A 23,334-nucleotide genomic window follows, 5' to 3' on the forward strand; every position below is an offset into this window, starting at 1 on the left:
GGGGTAACCAAATTACCCTATAAAAATTAATATTCTCAAAATATAAATTGTTTATTAATCAATAACATTACCTTAGTGGTCACTTTTGATCACCGTTTTGGGGTAACGACTTATATGATGCTAAATCAAGATCTTATCTAGGCTTTAAGTGATAGATCACCTTTGTTACCCCTCAGCCAAATCATGGCTATATCCAAACATCATTTGGGGCTGTTAACTCCCCTTCTTCTCCTGTATTGATCACACCTCTAGGTTCGATAAGCATTACAGAGCACTCATTCTTTGCTGATGGTTTGTGTAAAACGCCTTTTGGTACGACGCACATCTCACCACTGGTTAATTCAACCTGCCCATCTTTAAACTCAATGGTCATATCGCCTTCAATAACGAGAAACACCTCATCTGTATCATCGTGTTTGTGCCAAGTGAATTCATCTTTAAATTTTGCCAATTTAAACTGATAGTCATTCATTTCAGCGATAACCTTGGGAGACCAATGTTCTGAAAACTTACTCAACTTTTTTGCAATACTGATTTTTGTTTGTTTCATGATGGTGTTGTGTCCTGATTTACTTACGAGGGGGATTGTATGCAAACTCTAAACGATTACCGCTGGGTTCTCTGATCATCATATGGATTGTTGTGCTATTTCCATTCGGCTCTGGAGCAAATTCAATAACCACATCTTTAATGGACTTAAATGTTTCGTGTAGTTGATTCAAATCTTCAAGGCTTGCTACAGATAATGCTAAATGGTGAAGACCAACATTATTCTTTCGATCAAACTCAACTATTTTAGCTTCATTTTGAGTTTTCCATAATGTTAGAAAGATAGAACCATCCGTTACAAAAATTGAAGGATAATCAGGATAACCCCCTGCTTTTCTCCACCCCAAAGTTTCAATAAAGAATTCCGATGAACGCTTAAGGTTCTTTACCGTTAAACCTAAATGATTTAACCCTTGTGTCATCACTCTTTTAAACGGTTGTTGATCTTCTGCGAAAACTTGAGTTGAAGCCCCTGCAGACAATGCTGCAATTGATAGTACCAGTACTTTAAAATTCATTGTTTATAAGCCCTTTAAAATTACTTCCTTTTACTGACCAGATAAACCTGTTCTGGTCAACTAAATCAGGACACTTTTCTTAGAGAGTTTTCATACTCATTTTCAAATTCAACCGGAGTTCGATCATCATTAGCAGAATGTAAACGTTTCAAGTTGTAATACTTCATGTAAGCAGCAACATCAGCACTTATTTGAGAACGTGTTTTCTGCCTAACTTTTAAAATCCAATCATGTTTTAAGCTGCCGAAAAATCTTTCAACTACGGCATTATCCCAACAAGCACCAACATCTCCCATGCTAGCTCTAACATCTAATTTCTTCAGCAAGTTACGATACTGTTTACTTGTATACTGTGAACCTCTGTCACTATGAAAAACTAATCCCTTAGGTGGTTTTCTCAGGCGATGAGCTTTAAGCATGGCTAACGCTACTAAGTCAGTAGTCATTCTTCTAGATAACTGCCAACCAACAATTCGACGTGAGTATAAATCCATCACAACTGCAAGGTACATCCAACCTTGCTCTGTTTTTAAATAGGTCACCTCTCCACACCAGACTTGATTTGGTGCCACTGGATTAAAATTTTGATTTAATAAGTTATCCGCAACAGCATCTGAATGACGTCGCTTGGTTGTTACTCGATAAGCCACACGCTGAGTTACATGCAGCCCTAGCTTTTGCATGACTGTCCGTGTTCTGTCACGCCCAATGGCAAAGCCTTCCTTGCGTAATGCTTTCATTAGTCCACGACTGCCAAGGCTATTCCGGCTTTCTTTAAACAGAGCTTTGGTTCTGCGATACAGGTTTAGCGTATCAGCACTGATAATCCTTGCAGGGCGTTTTAACCAAACGTAGTATGCTGAAGTGCTAACATTGAGTTGCTTACACAATGCTGTAATCGGCAGATGCTTGGCTTGGGACTTTATGAACTCAAACTTTACTTCATTTCTTTCGCAAAGAAGGCGCTTGTAGATTCAACTTGTCAACGCAACACTATTTTCAATTACCTGTTTTGGTGTTTTAAAGCCCAGTATTTTTCTAGGACGGTTATTTAACTGTTCTGCGACTTCACTGTATCGACTCTGAGAGTGTTGGCGTAAACATGTCTTCTTAGGGAAGTATTGTCTAATCAGGCTATTAGTATTTTCATTTAAACCTCTTTGCCAAGGGCTTTGAGGATCACAAAAATAAACAGGTACACCAGTTCGTTCCGTTAGTTCAGCATGTTTTGCTAATTCCATTCCTCGATCCCAAGTTAATGACTTCTTTAGCTCTTGTGGTAGCTTATTAAATTTATCTACAAGAGCTTCATTGACAGATACTGCGTCTTTTCCCTTCAGTTTTAATATGATCGTATAGCGCGATTTCCTATCAACTAGAGTAGCGATATGCGTATTTTTAGAACCTGTAACTAAATCTCCCTCCCAATGCCCAACAGTTCTTCTTGTCTCAACACTTCTTGGTCTTTCGTGGATGGAAACGCCATTAACTATATTAATGGTGCCACGTTCGCCCTTACGAGAGTGTTTTTTGCTATACCGTAAACTATGACCACGACGAAGGTGTTTTACTAGGGAATGATGAAGCGCATTACGCTTTCGGTAATAAATGGTTTTATATATAGTTTCAGCGGAAATTTGCATTGATTTACGTCGGGACATTGTACGCTTCAACCAACCCGATATCTGCTCTGGAGACCAATTTAATTCTAACTTTTTAAGGACGGTAATTTGAAGTTCGGTATTGGCTTCCAGTAAACAAAGCTTGGGGCGTCTGGCCATTCTCCACGCTCGGTTGTTAGCATCAACGGCTTTGTAATATCTACTCCCTCGATTACGCTGTACTTCCCTAGATATTGTTGATGGCGAGCGATTTAATTGACGAGCTATGGCACGGATACTCTTTTTAGCAGATAAGCCAGCTCGAATCTCTTCTCGCTCTTCAATTGTTAAATGTAAGCTCCTACGCTGACGTGATTCTGGCTTTATGCCTCCTGAGTCTCTGAGTATAGTAAACACACTTCCAGGCTTAGAGTTAATGATCTGAGCAATATCACTAAAACCAAGCCCTGATTTCCAAGAGTCAAAGACAAACTCTCGCTCCTGTTTGGTAAAGGTACGTTTCATTCAATTTTCCTCCGCTACTCAATATTTTCACATGAGTGTTGCGTTGACCAATTGAATCTACACTTGCCTTTTTTAATATTTCTTTTTCTATCCTAAGTTGCTTAACTTCACGCCTTAACTGTTTAAGTTCATCACGCTCTGATTCTGATAAAGCAGTGCCGTCTCGTTCTGCTTCTACTTTATCCTTCCATTTGTAAAGTAAACTTGTTGTTATTCCAAGAGACTTAGCCGCTTCCGGAACTGAATAGCCTTGATCCAAAACAAGGGCAACGGCTTCTTCTTTAAACTCTTTAGGGTAATTTTTGTAACTTCTTCTTGCTGTCATTGATACACCTTAATGTTTGACTGTTAATTGTCTCTCATTCAAGTGTCCAGTTCCATTAGACCAGAACACAAAACAATGGTCTAAAAGAATCGGACGTTATAACTCAAGTCAACGGTATAATTATCACGCACAAGAACTTTGATGTGATCAGCGAGAAATTGGCAACACTAACTACAATCAAAGAGATTTGTTATCTGCGCGGTAGCGAGTCTGACTGTAAAGAAGTGAACTTATAAATCAGTTAAGAAATCGCCTGTTGGCGGTATCTGCTTAGGATACTGCCATCGCCTTTGTGCATCGCTTAACAAAGCATAGCGTCCTTCTAATAATTCCAAAATTCATTTGCTCAAGACTTATAATTCATCAACAATCAGCTGCAAAACCATGCTGCAACCTATTAATTAATATACACTTCAAGTTCAGTAAACTCAGTGTTGTCAAAATTCATTGAGAGCATAAAACATTGTTTTTGATTGAATTACAATAAGTTAACTAACACTAAGCGATTTTTTGCTAAGGTCATATTTCACAAACCATTATGGTTGTAATATCACCAAAGTGTTCTGCCTCATGCAGAGCAACAAAACCATGCTTTTGATAAAGAGCAATATTATGTTCATCACATTGAAGATATAATTGCTCTATGCCAAGCTCTCTGGCCAATTGCTTTGCCTTAGAAATTAGAATATTCGCATACCCCTTCCCACGCTGATTTGGACAAACATACACGCCACCAACCCAATGCTCATATTCTGGATGATGCTTATTTTCTCTATATTTAAGCTCAGCTACACCAACTAGAGCGTTGTTATCTTCAATAATAAATGAATAAGGGAGCTTTCCTTTGTTTTTGCTCCTACTCAAACCTAGATTGTAGATAAAATCATAAGTAAAAGTTTTTCCATTATTACCCCATTCATCGTAATACCATTTGGCAATAGTACTGACGTATTCTTGATGATCTGCTAAGTAAGCAACTTGCATAATAATTTCCCTATTTATAAGACCTTAGCGCTAGATGGTTTAGCTCAATTATTCTCACCTAAATTGAGTTTCATTTCTAATAGTGACGGTTGGAAGCCTGCTTTTTCATAAGCTTTTATGGCTGAATCGTTTGCTGAGTAAACATCTAGGTAAAAGTCAGAGACACCACGTTCTTTACCCCAAGCGAAGAGTTTATCCAGTATCAATTTATTAATGCCCTGCCCTCGATATTCAGGTAATACATAAAACCAAGATAGCAATGTTTACTGTGGATGAGAGACTGTTTTGAATCGCGTAATTGTCCGTAGCCTGTTGCAATTATTTGTCCTGCTTCTTCGACAACAAGTAGGTGCGAATCATGATCATTAATCAAATATTCAATGTCATAGTACTTTGCATCTGAAGGCTTGATAGAGTTGTTATACGGACGCTCTGCTTCTACAACAGCTTGTTCTAACGCTTTTAAACTTCCAAGATCTTCAAGTTTCGCCTTTCTATAATTCATTTTGTTCTCGTTTTTTGTGCAATGTTACAGTTACTGATCCAGTACATAAGAGCATGTCGCCGCTGATTTTGTTAAATCCATTCTAGACTGCCATATCTCTATATTGATTGTTCTCCCCTTCATCATTCACAAATGATTTTAAAATTGTACAGAACAATATTTTGACTGGTAACTCCGAGGGCATTCGGCATAAAACCGCTTGAAACATCGACTGAAGTGACTTGTATTCGAAAAGCCTGACTCAAAACACGCTGCCGTAATCGACTTTCCTAGCTTTATTAATTCCGCAGCTTTCTTTAATCTAAGCTGCAATTGAAAGGCCGCAGGAGTGCAGCCGAAGTGAGTTTTAAACTGAGTAAAAAATTTTGTTCTACTCATACAGGATAATTTACACAACTGCTCAACATCGAGCTGAGCGTCTAAGTTTTCAACAATATAATTTACTGATGCATTTAATCCATTGGTCTCGGGATCTTTTGTGCAGTGTTCCAAAATAAAGCTTCTAGTTTGCTCCCTCAATAAACGAATCGTTAACTCTGTAATAGCAAGATCGATCATATAGTTTCGATCTTGATGATTCTCTATGTAAACCTGAACAATGCGGTTAAGCAAATGCTGTGTTGAAGATGTATGGTGTGTATGAATTGAATTTGGTCTGTAACCCCAATATCCATAATCTTTATCGAGCGGTTCAGATTTCTCTAGCTGCTCTACAACCTTCTTAATACGATCCGTTGATATTTCGATCGCTAAGCAAGTTGTTGGCTCTGAATTTGTCGCCTCTGGGAAGTCAATTTTTACCTGATTATTTGGTGCAATGATAAAGGATTCGTGGGGTAAAAATTGACTCTGATAATCAGCTGAGTTGTCATGCATGATTTTTTTACCTGCAATCATTCCACAAAAAAGCAATTGATCAGATAGGAGCGGAATTTTATCGGCTTGCTCAAAAGTGTCATAAATACTCAGTTCAGTATCTGAAGCAGCAAAACTTATCTTATTTTCAACCAGCACTTTAGGTTTCTTTCGTAATTCTGATAGTTGTTCACGAATCATACGCCTACTCCAGTGTATTTATTTTGTACTGAGAGTCATTTATTATGGATTAACAGCAAAGTTAAATTCATTTTGTGTCATTACGTTAATAAGAAAAACCGATAAATACAATAGAAGGACATCATATGATTTACTCTGCACCTGGTACCAAAGATGCCATTGTTAATTTTAAACCTAGGTATCAAAATTTCATTGGCGGTCAATGGGTTGAACCTAGTGATGGCAAATACTTTCAGAATATCAGCCCAGTTAATGGCAAATCTTTTTGTGAAATTCCCCGCTCAAATGCTAAAGACATAGAGCTAGCACTAGATGCAGCTCATAAAGCTAAAGACTCTTGGGGTACAACTTCTGTAACGGAGCGTTCTAATCTTTTACTAAAAATTGCAGACCGCATCGAGCAAAATATTGAATATCTAGCGGTAGCTGAAACTTGGGATAACGGTAAAGCAGTAAGAGAAACGCTAGCAGCCGATATACCACTTGCTGTTGATCATTTCAGATATTTTGCAGGTTGTTTACGCGCCCAAGAAGGCTCGATTGGCGAAATTGATGAAAAAACCGTTTCATATCATTTTCATGAACCATTAGGTGTTGTTGGACAAATCATCCCTTGGAACTTCCCTATTCTCATGGCGGCTTGGAAACTAGGTCCTGCTCTTGCCGCAGGCAATTGTGTTGTGCTCAAACCAGCCGAACAAACACCAGCATCTATTTTGCTGTTAGTTGAATTAATTGAAGACCTTCTTCCTGCTGGTGTGCTTAATATCGTAAATGGCTATGGCGAAGAAGCTGGACAAGCACTAGCCACCAGCAAACGTATTGCCAAAATAGCTTTTACAGGTTCAACACCTGTTGGTTCACACATCCTAAAATGCGCTGCAGAGAATATCATTCCATCGACTGTAGAGCTCGGCGGTAAATCACCCAATATTTTCTTTAAAGATGTAATGGATCAAGAAGATGAATATTTGAGTAAATGTATTGAAGGTGTTGTATTAGCTTATTTCAATCAAGGTGAAGTCTGTACCTGCCCGTCCCGCTTATTCGTCCATGAAGATATCTATTCTCAATTTATTGAAAAAGTTATTGAGCGCTCCAAGGCTATTATACGAGGAAACCCATTAGATACTGAGACCATGGTTGGTGCTCAAGCATCGCAAGAGCAGTACGATAAAATCATGGGTTACATAAAAATTGGACGTGAAGAAGGTGCCGAAGTTTTACTTGGTGGAGAGGCTGAATCATTAGATAGTGAGCATAGTAATGGTTTTTATATCAAACCTACCTTGCTAAAAGGTACAAATGATATGCGAATTTTCCAAGAAGAAATATTTGGACCTGTTATTTCACTTTGTACCTTTAAAGATGAAGCAGAAGTACTGGAGTTAGCAAATAGTTCTGAATTTGGATTAGGTGCAGGGGTTTGGACACGCGACATGAATCTTGCTTATCGAATGGGTCGTAAGATTGAAGCAGGTAGAATATGGACTAACTGTTATCATATGTATCCAGCCCATGCCGCATTTGGTGGGTATAAGAAGTCAGGTGTGGGACGTGAAACGCATAAAATGGCACTAGAACATTATCAGCAGACTAAAAACTTATTGGTGAGTTATGACGTTAATCCTTTAGGATTTTTCTAGAGGATAACTAGAGCGTGTTAGTACTAAAAGGTGATTTCGGTCACGCCTTGATATAGTGATGGAAGTGAAAGGAATCATCTTTTATTTAGTTACAAATCCGCGTTAAACCCGTACCTATAAACTATTTTCTATAAATAATGCCCTTCTTCACCTTATTAATGACACTTTTAAGTGAATGAAATATGCGGCGAATACCAATAATTGAAAATACCTCAAACTTTTGAGTTGTGGTTAACATATGTGGTTGGAATTGCCATATCAAACGTAATACATGAGATTGTGTGACAGCTTTTGCAATTAGCCAAATGGGAGACAATTTGAACTTTCTGACTGTGATTCGCTCAAAATCGACCATATAAAGTTTACCTTTGTCATCAACAAGTAAATCTCGGATAGGTAAAGCATGTCTAGCGATTCCATGTGCAAATAAATCTGAAACAATTCCTTGTAACTGCTGTAAGTGAGATTGAGATAAAAAGCTTGGATTCTTACCAGGAAGCTTGGTCATTTCGAGTTTCATCTTATCCATATTAGCGTTAATTAGATGAGGAACTCGATCCATATCTGTAAACTGCTTGAGTGCGTGTAATTCAAGTTTAAACCGCTTTATGCTGTCTCTTTGGGGCAAAAAAGTTTTAATCACATTTCTAGCGTTAATTTCAACATACATTTTGCCTGTACTATAAATACTCTCATCGTTACTATCTGACATCTTTAACTCGCCTAATACTAACCTTGCAATCAATCTGAACCTTTCAATAAAAGACCATGTTCTATCATAATTAACCTGAGCTCAGGTTAATTAGCTATACCTAGCCATCAATTTAAGAACATCTGCCTCCATATCTTTATTCTTGATCTGCGCTATCCTTCCAGGAACAATTTGAGGTTTTACAATTCCAATTTTTAAGCCTCTTGGGGATACTAATGTCATTGTTGCACTATGGCTAATTAAATAATTTTTACCTTCACCTACCTTGGAATAAGCCATTCCTAGATTTCTAGTAAGCTGAAATAATTCAGACTGTATTCCAGTAACAGCGATAAAGTGTTTATTAAAAAATGATGTGTATTCTTTCAACTTAGCAGGACTGTCACGCTCAGGATCGACTGAAATAAACACTATTTGAAATGGATAGTCTTTTTTAAGCTTGGGATATGCAGCAGCCAATTTTGTCATAGCGGTGGGACAGATATCAGGGCAGGAAGTGTAACCAACAAAAAATAATGTCCATTTCCCCTGCAGATTTGCATTGGTAAATGGTTTCTCAAATTGATCCATCAAATAAAACTTTGTAACTGGAGATTTTATTGGATATTCAGTTGTGGTTACCAATTTTAATGGCTGATGTTGATAGTAATATGCAACACCTCCACCAAGCACTGCAAAAGTAATCAAGCAACAGATAATAAATAACTTTGATTTCATCGCTTTTCCTTACAAATAATGGTCTATCAATAACACAATAAAAAGAATCATTAGATGATAAATAGAAAATCTGAACACAGACATTGCAGAAACTCTGCTCGAGTTGAACTTTAATCGCCACGCTTTTACAAAGAACATTGCGCTTAATAAAGTTGCGCCTATAAGATAAACAGTTCCGCTCATACCGACAATCACAGGCAATAAGCATGCTACCCATAAAAGTAAGGTGTATAAGAGAATGGATGTTTTGGTGTACTCAATGCCATGAGTAACGGATAGTACAGGAATGTCGGCTTCTGCGTATTCATCTTTCTTGGCAATAGCAAGCGCCCAAAAATGAGGAGGGGTCCATAAAAAGATTATGATTACTAGCAGCAACGCATTGCTGTTAAAACTCCCAGTTATCGCCGTCCAACCGAGTAGTGGCGGCATTGCACCAGCCAAACCACCAATCACGATGTTTTGTGACGTTGCTCTTTTCAAATACAAAGTATAAACCACGGCATAGCCCAGTAGGCTTGCACAAGTAAGCCAGGCTGTTAGAAAATTGACTAAATAATTGAGAACCCCAAATCCACAACAACCAAGAATCGCAGCAAATATTGAAGCCTTAAACACACTGACTCTATGCTGTGCGATGGGCCTGTTGTGCGTTCGCTGCATTTTTAAATCGGCATCTCTGTCAATCACATGATTAATCACAGCTGCAGATGCAGCCATCATAGCCACTCCCACTAAACCACTAATCACTAGATTAATCGGTAATCGACTGGGTGTAGACAAGCACATACCTACAACAACGGTCAGCAACATGAGCGCGACCACTTTAGGCTTTGTAAGCTCTAGGTAATCTTTCCAACTAAAGGGGATTGTTGAGAAATTGCTGACAAGTATCTCCCTATTCATAGCTACCAACCTTGCGCCTAGCATGAAAATTGATATAGATTAGGCAAAGCAACAATAATAAAGCTCCAGCGTTATGTGACACTGCTACACCAATAGGTAACTGAAACAATACGTTCATTACACCTAAACTTATTTGCAATAAAAGTAGCCCTATTAACCAATAACCACTTCTCCTTAATGGTGCTTTAGATTGAGCCCAAAGCCTAAATGCTAACGTTGCTAGAATAACAGCCGTCACCATTGCCCAAATCCGATGACAAGCATGTATCGTCATCCGCGCATTAGCATTCAGAACGCCAAATTCATAGCTGTTGTGAATCCCCTGCCAGACTGAAAATGCTTGCCCGAAGTTCAGGTGATTACTCCAGTCACCTTGACATATCGGTAACGACGTACAGGCTAGTGCCGCGTAATTAGTGGACGTCCACCCACCTAACATTATTTGAATTATCAGTGCAGCAAGCGCCAAAACAGCATGAAACCTTATGCCTATTGAACATCTATTACCTTCGGCTGGTGGTTTACTCGTAAAATTAAGATATATGAGCCACAGTATGGAGATAACGCAATAGCCGCCAATTAAATGAGACATGACTACAATAGGCATAAGTTTCATCGTCACTGTCCACATACCTAATGCAGCCTGAAACACAATAACGGCAAATAAGCCCACGGCTAGATACCGTAGAGTTAGCCTTTTAAAAAATGATTGGAGTAAAATCAATACAACCAATAAACCAAGAGTGCCGGCAAGATAACGATGGATCATTTCAAGCCATGCTTTTTTAGGCTGAACCGTATCGCCTTGAAATGAGCTATTTGGATTTTTCTGTAATTGCTGCTGAGTTGGAACGGTATAATGACCATAACATTGCGGCCAATCAGGGCAACTTAAACCAGCATTCGATAAACGAGTGTACGCCCCCATCAGAATCACAACAAAAGCCAGTATGATTGCACTACCTATGAGTAATTTAGACTTCATCACCCCACCTTCGACAATTTAAGTAGGGTTTTCATATCTGTCAGTAAATGCCGCGCCTGTAGTAGGCTTGCTCGTTCATTTGTCACTGTTGGGTACCTTAATACCCATTTGCCAAGTGGGTCGACAATAACGAACAGATCATCAGCCAGAGCGGTCGCCAATGCCGAGTTAGGTTTCAGAACCTTAGCATTAAGGTGTTTTATCTGCTTAAGGTTATTGGTTATTAACACTGGTTTTACCCTATTTTGATCTTTACCTAACGCAATAACCGTGCGCTGCAATATGGATATCTGCTGTTTACATAACCATGTGCACTGCCTAGGAACTTGGAAGAGCACTTGCCAATGATGAGGTACGGGATTATCTATTTTTAAGGCCTGATAACTCAACTTGACCGGAAGCAAATCACCTAAGTTAGTAGCACCAGCACTATACCAATGCATATTCAGAAATAATTTACCTAACAAAACTGGAGCGATAAAAACGAAAACCAAGCACATTAGAACTTGATGGTTACTTAATCTTGTCACCATCTAACCGATTCCTTTTAAAAATACTAAACAAACCAATTACTGCCAAAGTTGTTGCCATGGCAAACCACTGCACCGCGTACCCGTAATTTTTTGAAGATGGCATGGCCAATTTATGTATTCTTTTTATTAATAAACGGCCATCAACACTGTGAACCGCTTGTTTTGCTTGTACTGCAATGCCAAGTACCGAGTGGCCTAGGAAAAGGCTAAGTTCTTTATAGTTCATGTTTTGGATGCGAACTTCTTTGCCTATTTCAGGTAACAATTTGCTACTAAATGGGTTTTTGTCTGTGTGATACAAAGTCCCTACTACTTTCATTTTTCGCTCTATTGGTTTCACTTCTGGTAGATTATTTCTCTCAGCAAAAGCCGCAATAAAACCTAGATCAACTAACACCCATGGTAAATTAGGCTGATATTGCATAACCTGATAAACCTCGTAACCGACCTGTTGACCCATGATTTGATTGTCTAAATAGAGTAGTGGCTTAGATACAGGAGCTAATGTTAAGTGTGTCTGGTAACCAGTCAGTTCCGCTACTTTATGTGTATTTTCGATTTGCGAGTAACTTAATTGGTGTTGACTTCTGCTTCTAAGGTTCTGTTCAAATCGTTGATTTTGGTCTCCCCTTTTTAGCTGCCAAAATCCTAGGCTAACTAGCAAGATAAATAACGCCACAAATAGAATTAAGCCCAGCAATTTCTTACTGTTCGATTTTTTAAACGTGTTCAGTGTTACTGATGTTATTAATTGCTTAAAGTACATATACAAACACGAATAAACACAGCCAAACAACATCGACAAAATGCCAATACCAACTCCCCGCCTGAAATGCGAAATGCTTCTTAGGCGTAAAGTGTCCTTTTAATACTCGACAAAACAACACGATTAAAAATATAGTCCCGAGAGTGACATGTAAACCGTGAAATCCAGTCAGCATAAAGAAGGTATTACCATAAACCCCTGATTGGAGTGTTAACCCCATTTGGGTATAGGCGTGATGGTATTCTTTAGCTTGAAAAAACAAAAAGCACAGCCCTAGTAAAATGGTTAAGCCTAAACACACAGCTAGCGGCTTGCGTTTGTTATTTTCCAAACTGATATGCGCAAAATGCAAAGTGACTGATGAGGTTAATAAGATCACAGTATTCACCAAAGGCACCCCTAACCATTCCATAGCTTGGGTTTTCTCTCCCTTTGGAGTAACAATTAACGGCCAATGAGCTTGAAAATGAGGCCATAAAACTTGGTGTGTAGAACCACCATCATGTCCACCGAGCCAAGGAACCGAAAATACTCTTACAAAAAACAAAGCACCAAAGAAAGCACCAAAAAACATGACTTCTGAAAAAATAAACCAGCTCATCCCCTGACGAAATGAAATATCCATCTGCCTTGAATACAAACCGGACATAGATTCTGAGATTACATTACGAAACCAACCAACGATCATGAAGAGAATCGTGGCAACACCAGCCATTAATAAATACAGACCATGAGTGGCCTGCCCTTTATTTAACTCCATCACAAAATTGCCCGCGCCAAAAGCAATACAAAACAAACCAATAGCACCAATAATTGGCCACTGACTTTGTTCTGGCACATAATATTTTGCATACGAGTTCATTGCAGTCTCCATAGGTAATTAGCTTTCTACTTGTTTGGCAACTTCAGGGTGAGCCTCTAAAACAGCTTTAGTGACGTCGTACAAGGTGTAGGACAAAGTTATGGTATGTATGTCCTTAGGTAGCGCTGGGTCAATAAAAAAAACGACGGGTAAATCTGCGCTTGTTTGAGCTTTCAGTGGTTGTTGAGTAAAACAAAAACATTCGGTTTTATGAAAATACAGCGTCCCTTGACCGGGTGATATCGAAGGAATGGCTTGTGACACAATCAAATGATGTGAATTATTCCGCGCGTAGAACTTTGCATGAGCTAACTCACCGGGATGAACAGTCACTTCTTTAGTTATTGCTCCAAAATCATAAGGTAGTCCAGGATGAATTTGAGTCACAAATTCAACTTTAATATTGCGACTTTTATCGACCACTAGTTCTTTTTTATATTTTTCTGGAATGTTTGAAGAGTGACCATTTATACCGAGCTGTTTACACATGACGTTATAGAGAGGTACTAAAGCAAATCCAAATCCAAACATACCAATACAGCCGAAAATTAAGTAAATCATCAGCTTTTTATTCTTGGACATGGGTTGTTGACTCATTATTCAACCTCTGGCGGTGTTGAAAATGAGTGATATGGTGGCGGACTAGGCAATGTCCACTCCAATCCTTCAGCTCCATCCCAAGGTTTAGCTGGTGCTTTCTCACCTCCTTTAATGCATTTGATCACTAATGCTAAAAACAATAATTGCGATAACCCGAAAGTAAAACCACCGATAGAAACCACTTTATTCAAATTCGCGAACTGCAATGCATAATCAGGGATACGCCTTGGCATACCAGCTAGACCCAAAAAGTGCATTGGAAAAAATAACACATTCACAGATATCACAGAACACCAAAAGTGCCATTTGGCTAATGTGAAGTTATACATGTGTCCAGTCCATTTCGGTAACCAATAATACGCAGCGGCCATAATCGCGAATACCGCACCAGTCACTAATACGTAATGAAAATGAGCGACGACAAAATAGGTATTATGATATTGGAAATCCGCAGGCGTAATCGCCAACATCAAACCAGAGAACCCACCAATGGTAAATAGAATGACAAACGCAATAGCGAACAACATTGGAGGTTCAAACGATAGTGAGCCCCGCCACATGGTTGCTACCCAGTTAAACACTTTTACACCTGTGGGAACCGCGATAATCATGGTGCAATACATAAAGAAGAGTTCTGACACCAATGGCATACCTGTAGTAAACATGTGATGCCCCCACACGATAAATGACAGCAATGCGATACTTCCTGTGGCATAAACCATTGATGAATAACCAAACAATTTCTTTCTACTGAATGCAGGAATGATGGAAGAAATGATCCCAAAAGCAGGCAGAATCATAATATAAACTTCAGGATGACCAAAAAACCAAAAGATGTGCTGAAACATTACAGGATCGCCACCACCAGCAGCATCAAAAAAACTGGTCCCAAAAAACTTATCTGTTAGCACCATGGTAACAACACCAGCCAATACGGGCATTACTGCTATCAATAAAAATGCGGTAATCAGCCAAGTCCATACAAAAAGTGGTAACTTCATCCACTTCATACCCGGTGCACGAAGGTTAAAGATAGTTACAATGACATTCATTGCGCCCATGATTGAGCTAATACCCATAATGTGAATAGAAAAAACAAATAAAGCGGTACTATCACTACTGTAATGGGTGGATAGCGGTGCGTAAAAAGTCCATCCGAAATTTGGGCCACCACCAGGCATGAACAAGGTGCTAATTAAAATGGCAAAGGCAAACGGTAATATCCAAAAGCTCCAATTATTCATTCTTGGTAGCGCCATATCAGGTGCGCCGATCATCATTGGAATAAGCCAGTTCGCTAAACCAGTAAATGCTGGCATTACCGCACCAAATACCATTATCAGTCCATGTACAGTGGTCATCTGATTAAATAAATTTGGGTCTAAGATGACTTTGCCTGGTTCGAAGAGCTCAACTCTGATCAGCATTGCCATGCAGCCGCCAATCAAAAACATAATAAAGCTAAACCATAAATATAAAGTGCCAATATCCTTATGATTAGTCGTTTTTAACCAACGCATGATTCCTTTTGGAGGTTGATGGTGATGTTCATGGCTGGTCGAGTTAATAGTGGTGGACATCTCTGGATTCAATGTTGTCATGGATTATCCTTATTGCTGAACCTTATGAACATCGGCAGCTTGAACAGCATCACCCATGTTATTGCCCCAAGAGTTACGCTCGTAGGTTATGGCTGCGGCGATTTCTTCATCTGTTAGTTGCTTACCAAATGCCTGCATTGCCGTTCCTGGACGACCAAACTTCACCGTATGAATGTGATCATGAACAGGACCTGTTGCGGTTTTACTGCCTTTAAGCGCTGGAAACACACCTTGCAGCCCCATGCCATTTGGTTGATGGCAGACAGCACAATGAGCGAGATAAACACTCTGCCCCTTTTTCATCAACTCTTCTTTAGATAATGTTTTAGAGAGTGAAGCTTGGGCTGATTGAGCGGCCAGTAGCTTGGCCTGTTGCTGATTTTTAAGCCACTTGTCAAAATCTTTACCTGTCACTGCTTTTACTACAATCGGCATAAAACCATGACCTTTACCACATAATTGAGCGCATTGTCCTCGATACACTCCAGCTTTATCTATACGAGTCCAAGCCTCATTAATAAAACCAGGATTGGCATCCTTTTGGATGGCAAATGCTGGTACAAACCAAGAATGAATAACGTCTTCTGAAGTGATTAAAAAACGAATTTTGCGATGGATAGGCAAAACTAGAGGCTTATCTACTTCAAGCAAGTAATTAGCATCTTTTGGTTGTTGATTATCTATCTGCTTTTGAGAGGTTTTTAAGATGCTATAAAAGCCAACGCCCTTATTAAAGTAATCATAATGCCACTTCCATTGTGACGCTGTTATCTTGACGGTTAGCGCGGCATCTTTAGTATCATCCATTCTAATTAATGTGCCTGTTGCTGGAACTGCCATCGCAACCAAAATCAGAAATGGAATGATTGTCCATGCCAATTCAACTTTCGCGCTTTCATGAAAGTTTGCGGCTTGATGGCCATTGGATTTACGATGCCGAAACATGGAATAAATCATGGCACCAAAAACACCGAACCCAATGATGCAGCAGATGTAAAATATGGTCATGTGAAGATGATAGATATCATGACTGATCCCAGTAACACCTTCCGTCATATTAAGTTGCCCCGCTTCCACAAAATATGGAAATAAAAGCAGGCAAACTAAAGCTAAAAACCTTTTTGAATTTGAATACACCCAACGACTCCTAAAGTAATCACTTAACGCTGCTGGACGGTTAATCTCCCTACCCAAAAGTCCTGAATTGATATGTTCAATGTCTGAATTGAAACAGGTAAAGACAGTTTGAACGAAAGGATGACTTTCTAGCTATCTGAAAGATTTTTAATTCTTATCGACTAAAAAGCACCGAATGGTGTGGAAGATTACTTGACTTAACTCAAACTTCCTAAAAGAAAATCCTTTTATTAACAAGGATTAATGATGGTCAACAAACTGTGAATACTTGGTGAAAATAATTTAAACAGAGGTATAAAAAAGCCCTGTATTTACAGGGCATTAGTCATTGGTTATATCAATTTAGAAGCCAAGCTGTTCAAATAATTTCTTTTTAAACTTTTCTTTTTCTCTATTCAACTCTTGCTTTAAAACGGCTTCAGTATCTAATTTAAACTTAGGATTAGCTAAAGTACCAGTTACTAAGAACGGAATATCTCTACCTCTAAGTTGATTCCAGCCTGATTTATTTCTTTTACTTTCAGTAACATTTACTGTGAGTTTATAAACTAAATTATCCGTCAATAAAGAAGCAGTCCCATTGCCTTTAACCTTTAAAGCTGGTGAAGATAAGGTTGTATTAGTTATCCTCATAACGCCGTTATTAATGGCAAACTCTGTACCTAACTTTGCAAAAAGTGTTTTATCAACTTGCGTCTCAGCTGGTGCAGCAGCTCCTTTCAGCTGATTCTCGAAATTAGATAGCATTTTTCCAATATCGACACCATGATAGGCACCATCTGTTACCGCAAAACGGCCTTTAGCTGACAGCTTACGCTTTATGGAAGAAGGTGTTAGACCAATACCATTACCTGTGATAGATAAATTGGTTTCCCCTGAAATCTCTTCAGCATCTAATGCATCTTTTAACAATGGCTGAAATTGGAATTTGGACAAGTTACCACTAAAGCCATAACGAGCAATTGGCTTTCTTGCGTCCAAACGAGCTTTAGCTTGGAGTCTGCCTTGATAAAGATCACTGGAAATATCTTTCACTGTTAATACAGAGTTAGTAATTTCTGTTATCAGCTGTAGGTTTTCGGCGTGAATGTTATTCGCTTTAACACTCTTGATGTTCACTTGTACACTGCCATTGATTGAAGCTAGAGCTGAAAGGTCTGGCTCTTTCTCAGCACCTTGAGAAGTTTTAGCAGCAACATCGTCATTAACGCTCTCATTGGAACTTTGTTCAGCAGAGTCTTTTGGCAAATAAGGAGTAAGGTCTACATCACCTAAGTTGAAGCTGACATTTACCTTTGGAACCCTCAAACCGTAGCTTGCATATACACTTCCGTTACCTTTGATGTCATTAACTTGTACATGGTTAACCTTTAACTTCGCTTTTTGTTCGTCAAGATTTACCGTTGCAGCTAACTTCAAGATGGCTTTTATGTGCCCTGTCGGCAAATCAGCACCATTTGCATTCAACTCAGTTTCAAAACTTTTCAAGTTTATTGATTTAAAACTGGAAGCCACATTGATTACGCCTCTACCTGTAAGATTTGCATCCAGCTTAGGCTGCTTAATTTCGGCCTTAAGATTAAATGGTGAGTCTGTATCTAAACTAAACGAGGCCAGTTTAAAGTAATCTAACTTTACTGTTTGTTGTGATTGAATTTGTAAATTTTGTTGATGAATAATAATATTCTCAATATTCACACCCGCAATCTTTACTGAACCAAGATCGATATTTGTTTTTTCATCCTTTGCTTGTTCAGGCTTAGCCACTTCAGGTTTAGATTTTGTCGATTGACCTTTTTGTTGCAACTTATTGAGATTCGATAGACCATTTTTATCCGTTAAAAGATTCAACGTCATACCTTTGAATTCCATCGCTTCAACTTCAATGTCTTTTGAAAGCAATGGCAATAAAGCGACATCAGCAACAACGTGGTCAATCCGTACCAATTCTTTTTTATTAAAACCTTTAGGGTTTTCAATGGCGAAACCATTAACTTCAATTCCAACTGAAGGGAAAAGTTTCCAACCTAAATCACCATCAATATTAGCTTTATAGCCAGTAGATTCTTCAATGGAAGAGATAATTTGAGGTTTTAGCTGGTTGATATTGAAGAACAGTGTGAGATATAAAACGAGCGCGGTTATGATAACGACAATGCCTATTGCCAATCCTTTTATCAATTTCATCTTTAGAGTCCCATAAGAAAATTTTAGCTATTGTATACCTTGATAATGAAAATAGGATCACAATTTTAATATCAATTTTTGAACTCTTAATTATTATTTATTGAGCAATAGCCATAAAATTGTATAATTACTCTGCTGATGCTAATTAAAATTACCATAGTGTAATCCAAAGTGACGCTCAGTAAACCTTTTCACTTCATTTGATTAACCCTTAGGTGAATCAATAATACTTGTACTCGAATAAATTATGATGAATGAGAATTTGGATTTAGAAAAAGCCATTTCTGCACTCGATTCATATGGACTTGAACAAAAACAATCGTCGGACTTAACTCAAGCCCGTAACAAAAAGCAAATGACGGCTTACCTTGAAACACTTGATTACAGCTTAAGAAGAATGAAACTGCTTCAAGAAGCCATTAACGAAATGGTAGCTACGGAAGAACATCGCTTATTGCAGCAAGAGCAGATTCAAACTTTTAAAACAAAAGTGATCAACCTCTCTCGCCAATACAACATCAGTTATGATGAAGTATTACAAATAATGGCAAGTAAAAGTTAGAATTTACATCCCTTCTAATATCGCTTGTTGATGTGCTTCATTAAAACGATCTAAATATTCAGTAAAAGGTTTAAGTTCTTTGGCTGGTCTTTTATTTCGTCCTAATAAAACAGATTCTTTGAAGACATCACACCATTTTTGCAACGCAATAGCATTATGAGTTTCCCCAAATGACTCTAATGCTAAAGCGGCAACTTCAGCCGTACCAAGCTGGAAATCTCTGACACCTTTTCGGATCATATAGTTCGCCAGAAAATCTGGACTAAATGACAGCATAGGAATGTTTTGTAAATACGGACTTTTCCGAAACATTTTTACCGCTTCACGCCAGCAACCATCAAGTAGGATAAATAACGGCTTCTTATTTGAAAAATCTTTTGTGTTTATCGAATTAATAACACTCGTTTTTTCTGTTGCATATTCTTCAGGAAAAATAAGAATTGGTTGATATTGGTCGTTGGTCAATAAAGCCAATAACTTCGGATTAGGTTCCGTTCTCGACCAAAGAAAAGCGTGTGTGTCAGGGAATAAATCCGCAATTAAGCGCCCAGTGTTTGAAGGTTTTAACACTTCATCATCGTACATGACTAAAGCAAATGCGGCATCGGAATTTAACTGGCGTCTATGCGGACACAAACACCAAATTCTTGCCTGTAAACACAGTTTGCAGCGACTGATGTTTTTGCCTCTGGCATTAAACTCGGTAGAGGACAAGGATTTTCTGTAATCATACAGGCTGTGAATGCGGTGCTTTAATATAGTCATTTTCTTTAAAGTTAAAAAAACACTCGCCTGATAACGAGTGTTTAGTGTCAAACAAGTTCATTCAATCTTTGTGTAGATCACATAATACGACGAAGGATAAAGTCTGCACGTAAGCGCTTAATGCGAGTTAAGATTTTTTTCACTTCTTCAGGGTAATCTTGCAAGGTTTCGATATCGGTATAATGAGCGACCTGCGTAGTATTTTGTAAAATATGCTCTCTTTCTTTAGAGAATCCTTGCTCTAACTCTTGGTGAACATCATGAACTAAAATGCCATTTTCAAGATCTAACGACCACGCTCTAGGGTTTAGATTTGAACCTGTAAGTAGGTGGTATTTATTATCTGCACTTATGCCCTTTAAATGAAAGCTGTTGTTTTCATTCTTCCAAAGGTTAACCTTCAACAATCCCTTATCTATCGCCCATTGATGACGCTTCATAAATCGCAGTAATGCTTGTTCATAGATATATGGAACAGCACCAATGGTTGAAAATTCCTCTTCAGGAGGGATAAAGAAATCATTAGCTGTCTTATCACCCACAACAATTTCAAGCTTTTTGCCTTGCTTCAAATGTTTTGTTAACGCGCGACTCAATGAATACGGTGGATTAAAGTATGGAGTACAAATAAATAATGATTCAATGGATTCTTTAACAACCGCAATCGCTGCTTTATTTAGTGCATTTTTTCGTTTGCCTAATCCAACCAACGGAGTAATACGAAGGCCTAACTTAACACCATTGAATTCATAATTACTTCTGCTTAAACGGCTCTTAAGCTTTTTAATTTGCGATTTAGTCGGTAAAATTTCCGGTTCTTGTGTTTGCGCTAAAGAAACAATCGCAGGCTCTTCAAGTAAGCCTTTCATAAAATCGCGTAGTGTGCGAGCACCATATTCACTATCAATGACATGATAACGGTCAAAACGATATTTGTTTGCATGGTGTAAATAGATATTATTTAAACTCGCGCCACTAAAGATGATCGAGTCATCAATGACAAATCCTTTTAGGTGAAGTACCCCAAGAATTTCTTTTGATTTAACAGGAACACCATAAATTTCAATCGGGTGCTCAGCCTTCGCTAGACGCTCCCGATACATGAAATAGTTCCCACTGTCTCCTTTATGCCCAATCAAACCACGACGAGCACGGTGAAAATCAACAAAGACTTTAACATCAAGCGTAGGGTTAGATTGCTTTGCAGCCAGTAGTGCATCAATAATTTCGCGACCCGCTTCATCATCTTCAAGATATAGTGCTGAGATATAGATGCTGTGTTGTGCGTTGGCAATACGGTTAATTAACTCTTTGCGAAAATGTTCTGCCGTGAGTAACCATGACATTGAGTCAGCCGTAATTGAAATGCCACTTAACTGGCTTAACAAGATAATCTCCTTAACCGGAACTAAGGGTCGTGTGCTGAATAAGATTGGAGCACGATTCGACCATAAAGACACATGGAGGTAAAAACTACCGACTTGTCCTCTTTTGAGCAAGTTATTTGTGTATTTTTAGGAGAGTAAGTGGATAGAACGACGCATTTTTATCCGATATTAATGTTATCTTGTGTGTTTCAACCTTAACTTGTTAGAGTAGAACAAAACAGGTTGTTTCCAGCGGATAAGGAAAAACGATGAGTCTAAATTTGTGGCATCAACGTCGATCAACAGAGTCTAAAAATAGACGGGATGATCATCGCAGTCCATTTCAGCGTGACCGAGCAAGAATTTTACACTCAGCCGCTTTTCGTCGCTTACAAGCCAAAACTCAAGTTTTGGGTGTTGGTATGAATGATTTTTATCGCACCCGATTAACTCACTCGCTAGAAGTCGCTCAAATCGGCACAGGAATTTTAGCTCAGTTAAAACAGAAGCACCCGAACCAACATGAATTACTAAGTTCAAATAGTTTAATAGAAAGTCTTTGCTTAGCTCATGATATTGGTCATCCTCCCTTTGGCCATGGAGGTGAAACCGCTTTAAATTATATGATGCGTGATCATGGCGGGTTTGAAGGCAATGGGCAAACGTTCCGGATCTTATCGCGTTTAGAGCCCTACACAGCACATTGGGGAATGAACCTCGCGCGGCGCACACTTCTTGGAGTATTAAAATACCCTGTTCCTTATCAAAGTCTATTTAATCAATATGAGTTACAAAAAGTAAAAAATTATCGTCAATTAAAGCCTGCCCAGTGGCCCGTTGTAAAAGGAATATATGATGATGACATCGAGATCCTCGATTGGGTACTTGAGCCATTATCAGACAACGACAAATCACGATTTTTAACCAGCAAAGAGACAAAACTGTATCATCACAAACGGACAGTTTATAAGTCACTTGATTGCTCGATCATGGAATTGGCAGATGACATCGCCTATGCCGTACATGATCTAGAAGACGCCATTGTTATGGGAATTGTAACTAAGGAACAATGGCAACATTTGGTTGAATTTCAATTAAATGAAATTGATAACGATTGGATAAATCAAGAAGTTGTCAATCTCAAAGACAAACTCTTTAACTCTGAACATCATGTTAGAAAAGATGCAATAGGCACGTTGGTAAACAGCTTAGTCACAGCCATTTATCTTGACCGTGATCCCAACTTTGACAGCCCATTACTTAGCTTTAATGCCAAGCTTCAACCTGAGTTTAATTTATTGCTCGATATCTTAAAACGCTTCGTTTACAAAATGGTGATACGCAGGCCAGAAATTCAAATGATTGAATTTAAAGGACAGCAAATCGTCATGGAGTTATTTGAAGCATTAGAATCCGATCCTGAGCGCTTGCTCCCTTTTAATACTCAAGAGCGCTGGCTTAAACATCAACATGAGTTTGGTAACGGCAACCGTATTTTATGTGATTATATATCCGGAATGACCGATGATTTTGCGGGTCGTTTGTATCAACAATTATTTAGCCCTAAAACCAATAGTTTGATCGATTTAAGTTCCCAATAGTCTTCGATTGTAAGATAATACGCGGCTCTAAAATAAAAGCGTTACTAGAGCCGTATAAATGTACCAAAAAACGATTACCATCCTAGCCAAGCATGGAATTCATACTCGCCCTGCAGCCCTCTTAGTAAAAACGGCTAAAACATTTGATTGTGATGTCATTGTGGAGTGTAATGGCAAACAAGCCAGTGCCAAAAGTTTATTCAAATTGCAAACTCTGGGCTTATATCAAGGGCAAGAAGTAAAAGTTTTTGCCGAAGGCGCGCATGCACAAGAAGCCGTTGAGAGTGTATCTACACTACTCGAAACCTTAAGTTAATCCGCTTA

Annotated in this window: 23 protein-coding genes and 3 pseudogenes; 4 read left to right on the top strand and 22 right to left on the bottom strand. The window is 38.6% G+C overall.

What is annotated here, in order from left to right:
- Positions 1-187: 187 nt before the first annotated feature.
- The 9 genes and pseudogenes from E2H97_RS09525 to E2H97_RS09560 all read right to left on the bottom strand — a co-directional run bounded on the left by E2H97_RS09525 (position 188) and on the right by E2H97_RS09560 (position 6,063).
- Positions 188-550: a cupin domain-containing protein gene (locus tag E2H97_RS09525; RefSeq protein ID WP_133406919.1), complete on the bottom strand. Its 363-nt coding sequence runs from the start codon at positions 548-550 to the stop codon at positions 188-190.
- 19 nt (positions 551-569) lie between these two features.
- Positions 570-1,067 (bottom strand): VOC family protein, encoded by a 498-nt coding sequence (locus E2H97_RS09530; protein ID WP_133406920.1) that lies wholly within the window; start codon positions 1,065-1,067, stop codon positions 570-572.
- A gap of 65 nt (positions 1,068-1,132) precedes the next feature.
- A pseudogene (locus tag E2H97_RS09535) lies at positions 1,133-2,035 on the bottom strand (IS3 family transposase); the annotation flags it as partial.
- A 6-nt stretch (positions 2,036-2,041) separates the two neighbouring features.
- Entirely contained in the window at positions 2,042-3,193 is a 1,152-nt protein-coding gene (locus E2H97_RS09540) for an IS30 family transposase (RefSeq protein ID WP_133406922.1), read from the bottom strand.
- 67 nt (positions 3,194-3,260) lie between these two features.
- A pseudogene (locus E2H97_RS09545) lies at positions 3,261-3,518 on the bottom strand (transposase); the annotation flags it as partial.
- Positions 3,519-4,037: 519 nt separating this feature from the next.
- On the bottom strand, positions 4,038-4,502 hold the full coding sequence (locus E2H97_RS09550) for a GNAT family N-acetyltransferase (protein WP_133406924.1): 465 nt from the start codon (positions 4,500-4,502) through the stop codon (positions 4,038-4,040).
- Between the two features lie 44 nt (positions 4,503-4,546).
- Positions 4,547-4,708 (bottom strand): GNAT family N-acetyltransferase, encoded by a 162-nt coding sequence (locus E2H97_RS18990; RefSeq protein ID WP_246028984.1) that lies wholly within the window; start codon positions 4,706-4,708, stop codon positions 4,547-4,549.
- Positions 4,705-5,007, bottom strand: coding sequence for a hypothetical protein (locus tag E2H97_RS09555; protein WP_246028985.1), 303 nt, complete (start codon positions 5,005-5,007; stop codon positions 4,705-4,707). The genes E2H97_RS18990 and E2H97_RS09555 overlap by 4 nt, the downstream gene beginning before the upstream one ends.
- Before the next feature lie 138 nt (positions 5,008-5,145).
- Positions 5,146-6,063: a helix-turn-helix domain-containing protein gene (locus E2H97_RS09560; RefSeq protein WP_133406925.1), complete on the bottom strand. Its 918-nt coding sequence runs from the start codon at positions 6,061-6,063 to the stop codon at positions 5,146-5,148.
- 125 nt (positions 6,064-6,188) lie between these two features.
- Here E2H97_RS09560 and exaC point away from each other — a divergent pair, with 125 nt between their 5' ends.
- Positions 6,189-7,709 carry an acetaldehyde dehydrogenase ExaC gene (gene exaC, locus E2H97_RS09565; protein ID WP_133406926.1) on the top strand — a complete coding sequence of 507 codons (1,521 nt, stop codon included), beginning with the start codon at positions 6,189-6,191 and terminating at the stop codon, positions 7,707-7,709.
- A gap of 121 nt (positions 7,710-7,830) precedes the next feature.
- On the opposite strand, the gene E2H97_RS09570 is transcribed toward exaC, so the two are convergent.
- From E2H97_RS09570 to E2H97_RS09620, 11 genes and pseudogenes are all read right to left on the bottom strand, one after another.
- Positions 7,831-8,421 (bottom strand): hypothetical protein, encoded by a 591-nt coding sequence (locus E2H97_RS09570; protein ID WP_133406927.1) that lies wholly within the window; start codon positions 8,419-8,421, stop codon positions 7,831-7,833.
- A gap of 90 nt (positions 8,422-8,511) precedes the next feature.
- Positions 8,512-9,138 carry an SCO family protein gene (locus E2H97_RS09575; protein ID WP_133406928.1) on the bottom strand — a complete coding sequence of 209 codons (627 nt, stop codon included), beginning with the start codon at positions 9,136-9,138 and terminating at the stop codon, positions 8,512-8,514.
- A 9-nt stretch (positions 9,139-9,147) separates the two neighbouring features.
- Complete coding sequence (gene cyoE / locus E2H97_RS09580) at positions 9,148-10,044, bottom strand: heme o synthase (protein ID WP_133406929.1); 897 nt, start codon at positions 10,042-10,044, stop codon at positions 9,148-9,150.
- Positions 10,037-11,029, bottom strand: a complete 993-nt coding sequence (locus E2H97_RS09585) for a COX15/CtaA family protein (RefSeq protein ID WP_133406930.1) — start codon at positions 11,027-11,029, stop codon at positions 10,037-10,039. The genes cyoE and E2H97_RS09585 overlap by 8 nt, the downstream gene beginning before the upstream one ends.
- A complete protein-coding gene (locus E2H97_RS09590; protein WP_133406931.1) occupies positions 11,029-11,562 on the bottom strand; it encodes a hypothetical protein in 534 nt (177 codons plus the stop codon). Before E2H97_RS09590 ends, E2H97_RS09585 begins: the two co-directional genes overlap by 1 nt.
- Positions 11,543-12,226 carry an SURF1 family protein gene (locus E2H97_RS09595; protein WP_170308275.1) on the bottom strand — a complete coding sequence of 228 codons (684 nt, stop codon included), beginning with the start codon at positions 12,224-12,226 and terminating at the stop codon, positions 11,543-11,545. Before E2H97_RS09595 ends, E2H97_RS09590 begins: the two co-directional genes overlap by 20 nt.
- A 91-nt stretch (positions 12,227-12,317) precedes the next feature.
- Positions 12,318-13,190: a cytochrome c oxidase subunit 3 gene (locus tag E2H97_RS09600; RefSeq protein WP_133406933.1), complete on the bottom strand. Its 873-nt coding sequence runs from the start codon at positions 13,188-13,190 to the stop codon at positions 12,318-12,320.
- Positions 13,191-13,208: 18 nt separating this feature from the next.
- The gene (locus E2H97_RS09605; protein WP_133406934.1) at positions 13,209-13,787 is read right to left on the bottom strand and encodes a cytochrome c oxidase assembly protein; all 579 of its coding nucleotides are present in this window, start codon (positions 13,785-13,787) and stop codon (positions 13,209-13,211) included.
- Positions 13,787-15,391 carry a cytochrome c oxidase subunit I gene (gene ctaD, locus E2H97_RS09610; protein WP_133406935.1) on the bottom strand — a complete coding sequence of 535 codons (1,605 nt, stop codon included), beginning with the start codon at positions 15,389-15,391 and terminating at the stop codon, positions 13,787-13,789. Before ctaD ends, E2H97_RS09605 begins: the two co-directional genes overlap by 1 nt.
- A 24-nt stretch (positions 15,392-15,415) precedes the next feature.
- Positions 15,416-16,528: pseudogene (gene coxB / locus E2H97_RS09615) on the bottom strand (cytochrome c oxidase subunit II); the annotation flags it as partial.
- A 342-nt stretch (positions 16,529-16,870) separates the two neighbouring features.
- Complete coding sequence (locus E2H97_RS09620) at positions 16,871-18,715, bottom strand: AsmA family protein (RefSeq protein ID WP_133406936.1); 1,845 nt, start codon at positions 18,713-18,715, stop codon at positions 16,871-16,873.
- A gap of 250 nt (positions 18,716-18,965) precedes the next feature.
- Between E2H97_RS09620 and E2H97_RS09625 the strand changes: the two genes are divergently transcribed.
- A complete protein-coding gene (locus tag E2H97_RS09625; RefSeq protein WP_133408612.1) occupies positions 18,966-19,277 on the top strand; it encodes a hypothetical protein in 312 nt (103 codons plus the stop codon).
- Between the two features lie 3 nt (positions 19,278-19,280).
- Here the strand turns inward: E2H97_RS09625 and E2H97_RS09630 are convergent, their stop codons facing one another.
- Entirely contained in the window at positions 19,281-20,042 is a 762-nt protein-coding gene (locus tag E2H97_RS09630) for a tRNA-uridine aminocarboxypropyltransferase (RefSeq protein WP_133406937.1), read from the bottom strand.
- Positions 20,043-20,119: 77 nt separating this feature from the next.
- Positions 20,120-21,430 carry a CDP-diacylglycerol--serine O-phosphatidyltransferase gene (pssA, locus tag E2H97_RS09635; protein ID WP_133406938.1) on the bottom strand — a complete coding sequence of 437 codons (1,311 nt, stop codon included), beginning with the start codon at positions 21,428-21,430 and terminating at the stop codon, positions 20,120-20,122.
- Between the two features lie 248 nt (positions 21,431-21,678).
- Here pssA and E2H97_RS09640 point away from each other — a divergent pair, with 248 nt between their 5' ends.
- Positions 21,679-23,010: an anti-phage deoxyguanosine triphosphatase gene (locus tag E2H97_RS09640; RefSeq protein ID WP_133406939.1), complete on the top strand. Its 1,332-nt coding sequence runs from the start codon at positions 21,679-21,681 to the stop codon at positions 23,008-23,010.
- A 58-nt stretch (positions 23,011-23,068) separates the two neighbouring features.
- Positions 23,069-23,326 carry an HPr family phosphocarrier protein gene (locus E2H97_RS09645; RefSeq protein WP_133406940.1) on the top strand — a complete coding sequence of 86 codons (258 nt, stop codon included), beginning with the start codon at positions 23,069-23,071 and terminating at the stop codon, positions 23,324-23,326.
- The last annotated feature ends 8 nt before the right edge of the window (positions 23,327-23,334 follow it).

Source organism: Parashewanella tropica (assembly GCF_004358445.1).
Classification (GTDB): domain Bacteria; phylum Pseudomonadota; class Gammaproteobacteria; order Enterobacterales; family Shewanellaceae; genus Parashewanella; species Parashewanella tropica.

Excerpts from the sequence above, each read along its gene's own strand:
- E2H97_RS09525 (WP_133406919.1), bottom strand. The coding sequence starts at position 550 with ATGAAACAAACAAAAATCAGTATTGCAAAAAAGTTGAGTAAGTTTTCA.
- E2H97_RS09530 (WP_133406920.1), bottom strand. The coding sequence starts at position 1,067 with ATGAATTTTAAAGTACTGGTACTATCAATTGCAGCATTGTCTGCAGGG.
- E2H97_RS09540 (WP_133406922.1), bottom strand. The coding sequence starts at position 3,193 with ATGAAACGTACCTTTACCAAACAGGAGCGAGAGTTTGTCTTTGACTCT.
- E2H97_RS09550 (WP_133406924.1), bottom strand. The coding sequence starts at position 4,502 with ATGCAAGTTGCTTACTTAGCAGATCATCAAGAATACGTCAGTACTATT.
- E2H97_RS09555 (WP_246028985.1), bottom strand. The coding sequence starts at position 5,007 with ATGAATTATAGAAAGGCGAAACTTGAAGATCTTGGAAGTTTAAAAGCG.
- E2H97_RS09560 (WP_133406925.1), bottom strand. The coding sequence starts at position 6,063 with ATGATTCGTGAACAACTATCAGAATTACGAAAGAAACCTAAAGTGCTG.
- exaC (WP_133406926.1), top strand. The coding sequence starts at position 6,189 with ATGATTTACTCTGCACCTGGTACCAAAGATGCCATTGTTAATTTTAAA.
- E2H97_RS09570 (WP_133406927.1), bottom strand. The coding sequence starts at position 8,421 with ATGTCAGATAGTAACGATGAGAGTATTTATAGTACAGGCAAAATGTAT.
- E2H97_RS09575 (WP_133406928.1), bottom strand. The coding sequence starts at position 9,138 with ATGAAATCAAAGTTATTTATTATCTGTTGCTTGATTACTTTTGCAGTG.
- cyoE (WP_133406929.1), bottom strand. The coding sequence starts at position 10,044 with ATGAATAGGGAGATACTTGTCAGCAATTTCTCAACAATCCCCTTTAGT.
- E2H97_RS09585 (WP_133406930.1), bottom strand. The coding sequence starts at position 11,029 with ATGAAGTCTAAATTACTCATAGGTAGTGCAATCATACTGGCTTTTGTT.
- E2H97_RS09590 (WP_133406931.1), bottom strand. The coding sequence starts at position 11,562 with ATGGTGACAAGATTAAGTAACCATCAAGTTCTAATGTGCTTGGTTTTC.
- E2H97_RS09600 (WP_133406933.1), bottom strand. The coding sequence starts at position 13,190 with ATGAACTCGTATGCAAAATATTATGTGCCAGAACAAAGTCAGTGGCCA.
- E2H97_RS09605 (WP_133406934.1), bottom strand. The coding sequence starts at position 13,787 with ATGAGTCAACAACCCATGTCCAAGAATAAAAAGCTGATGATTTACTTA.
- ctaD (WP_133406935.1), bottom strand. The coding sequence starts at position 15,391 with ATGACAACATTGAATCCAGAGATGTCCACCACTATTAACTCGACCAGC.
- E2H97_RS09620 (WP_133406936.1), bottom strand. The coding sequence starts at position 18,715 with ATGAAATTGATAAAAGGATTGGCAATAGGCATTGTCGTTATCATAACC.
- E2H97_RS09625 (WP_133408612.1), top strand. The coding sequence starts at position 18,966 with ATGAATGAGAATTTGGATTTAGAAAAAGCCATTTCTGCACTCGATTCA.
- E2H97_RS09630 (WP_133406937.1), bottom strand. The coding sequence starts at position 20,042 with ATGACTATATTAAAGCACCGCATTCACAGCCTGTATGATTACAGAAAA.
- E2H97_RS09640 (WP_133406939.1), top strand. The coding sequence starts at position 21,679 with ATGAGTCTAAATTTGTGGCATCAACGTCGATCAACAGAGTCTAAAAAT.
- E2H97_RS09645 (WP_133406940.1), top strand. The coding sequence starts at position 23,069 with ATGTACCAAAAAACGATTACCATCCTAGCCAAGCATGGAATTCATACT.